Annotated in this window: 2 protein-coding genes and 1 pseudogene; 1 reads left to right on the forward strand and 2 read right to left on the reverse strand. The window is 68.1% G+C overall.

What is annotated here, in order from left to right:
- Window positions 1–496: transposase family protein (locus tag CC117_RS10130; protein ID WP_407673495.1), on the reverse strand; the 496-nt coding region annotated here is incomplete at its 3' end.
- 171 nt (window positions 497–667) lie between these two features.
- The gene (locus CC117_RS10135) at window positions 668–1,633 is read right to left on the reverse strand and encodes a terpene synthase family protein (RefSeq protein WP_071083492.1); all 966 of its coding nucleotides are present in this window, start codon (window positions 1,631–1,633) and stop codon (window positions 668–670) included.
- A 116-nt stretch (window positions 1,634–1,749) separates the two neighbouring features.
- On the opposite strand from CC117_RS10135, the pseudogene CC117_RS10140 reads away from it, so the two are divergent.
- Window positions 1,750–2,254 (forward strand): annotated as a pseudogene (locus tag CC117_RS10140) (IS5 family transposase); the annotation flags it as partial.

Genomic DNA, 2,254 nt, shown 5'->3' on the forward strand with positions numbered 1-2,254 from the left:
GCGCGAAGTCGTCCACGCCCAGCACCCGTGGCGCCGTGACCGGCGGGAGTGGCAGACGGAGCAGGCAGCGCAGCGCGGTCTGCACCGACAGGCACACCGTCAACGCGGACAGCACCCGCACACTGCCGCGGCCGGCTAACTCCCGGACGACCGCGCCGATCTGCGCGGCCAGCCTCGGTGTGCGCCGCTGGTAGCGTTCCAGCACTCCGGGTAGCTGCTCGCGGAACGTCTGCCGGCACCCGCGTGTGGGGCACACCAACCGGCGGACCCGCACCCCCAGAAGCACGCGGCGCGCGTCGAGCGCCATGTCGGCTACCGTCCGCTCGGCGTAGCTGTGTACCCGCGACGTGGGCACCCCGCAGCCCGGACAGGCGACCGCCACCTCCGGTGTCCGTGCCCGTACCCGAACCAGCCCGTCTTCGTCCGACACACCCTCGATGACCAGCGGCGACAGCCCCGAAAACACCAACTTGACCAGACGATCCGCGTCACACACGACACATCGTGTCAACCCACAGCCAGCCGACCACGGACCTTCGAGCCCAAGACCAGGTGGAGACCACACGCTCCGTCACCACCGAATATGGCACAGAGCCGCTGATGATCGGACACTCCCCGATCTTGTGATCGCCACCAGGAAGGTCTGCGGTGGTGGGGACGCGGACTGCTATTGGTGACGGCCGGAGGCGAACATCCAGGCCAGGTGCGTGCCTGGTATGTCGCGGATGGTGCGGACGACGAGGTGTAGCCGGTCCGGGTCCATCGTCGGCTCCAGGTGCTGCGCGTCGGAAAGGAAGGAACGTTCGGCTTCGTCGAGGTCGTGCAACCGTTGGGTGATGCGCGTGTGTACCTGTTCGAGTGCGGTGTGCTCGTCGCAGGCCGTGGCGTGTCGGAGAACGATGACGTAGTTGGTGGTCTCGCCGCGCGCGGCTTCCCGAGGCAGGGACACCACGTCGTTGCACCAGGCAACGATGTCACTGGAAGCCGCGCACAACTCGTTCCAGCTCCGGGTGGTGACGAGGTCCGGGGGGATTTCGGTCTGGTACACGACTTCCAGCAGGTCGAACATGAACATGGCGTTGTCGTCCCGGCGCAGGGACGGATATTCCTCCGGGCTGGCCAACGTGCCGTTCTGCCGGTGGGCGATCTGGGTGAGAAACGCGTCGCGGTGGTGGTGGATGTGCTCGAGGATGCGGCGGCGCCACTGTGCGGACATCCCTCGGGCGGTGCGGGGCCACAGGTCCGCCAGGGCAGTGACCGAGGCAGGGGCCGCCGCGGGCACCGGCTGTCCCTCGATGATCGAGGTGATCGCGGCGTAGGTGGCGTGCACGATCTCGGCGCTGTGGCCCATCGCCCCTTCGTCCTGCTCGTCATCGAGGTGGAACAGCCACAGCACCCACTGGGCGAAGACCTCGACGTCGTCCTGGAGGGCGTCGGGCAGGATGCGTGCGGCCAACAGATGGAAGCCGGCGGCGTCCAGCCGGGCACGCTCGCGGGCGTCGGCTACCAGGCCGACCCGGGATGCCCAGGCCAGGAGGTGTTCGCCGATGCGTCCGGCCGCGGGGTGGATCCGCTCGGGGATGCGGATGCCGAAGTCGGATCTGGACATGGCGGCATGGGAGAGCTGGGTCATGGGCTGGCCTCGGCGATAGAGAGGAGGTGCGGGCGGGTGCGTCCGACTGAAGTGTCTTCGCAACTAAGAGCGTGTCTTGCGTGGCCGCTCCGGGTACATATCTGATCATGGATGTGTTGGAGAGCAGCCTCGCCGGGCGGCTGGTCCCGGACGAGTTGTGGGAGCTGGTGGAACCGCTGCTACCCCGGTTCGAAAATCGCTGGCAGGGCGGTGGGACTGCCCCGATCGAGGATCGGGCGGTGTTCACCGCGGTGGTCTACGTGCTGACCTCGGGGTGTGCCTGGCGGCATCTGCCGGCCGAGTTCGGGGTATCGGTGCCCACGGCGCACCGTCGGTTCCAGGCCTGGACCCGGGCGGGGGTCTGGCCCCGGCTGCATCGGAAGATCCTTGATCTGCACGGTGCGGCCGGGCAGGTCGACTGGTCATCGGTGATCGTGGACGCGGCCAGCCTCCGCGCGAAAAAAGGGGAAGCCTGACCGGGTCGAACCCGGTCGATCGCGGCAAACCGGGCTCGAAAATCCATATCCTGACCGACGCGGACGGGCTGCCGCTGGTCGTGGCGGTCTCCACGGCGAACCTGCACGACAGCGGGGCCTTCGTCCCACTGGTGGCCAGTATCCC

Source organism: Parafrankia colletiae, assembly GCF_001854655.1.
Classification (GTDB): domain Bacteria; phylum Actinomycetota; class Actinomycetes; order Frankiales; family Frankiaceae; genus Parafrankia; species Parafrankia colletiae.

Excerpts from the sequence above, each read along its gene's own strand:
- CC117_RS10135 (WP_071083492.1), bottom strand. The coding sequence starts at position 1,633 with ATGACCCAGCTCTCCCATGCCGCCATGTCCAGATCCGACTTCGGCATC.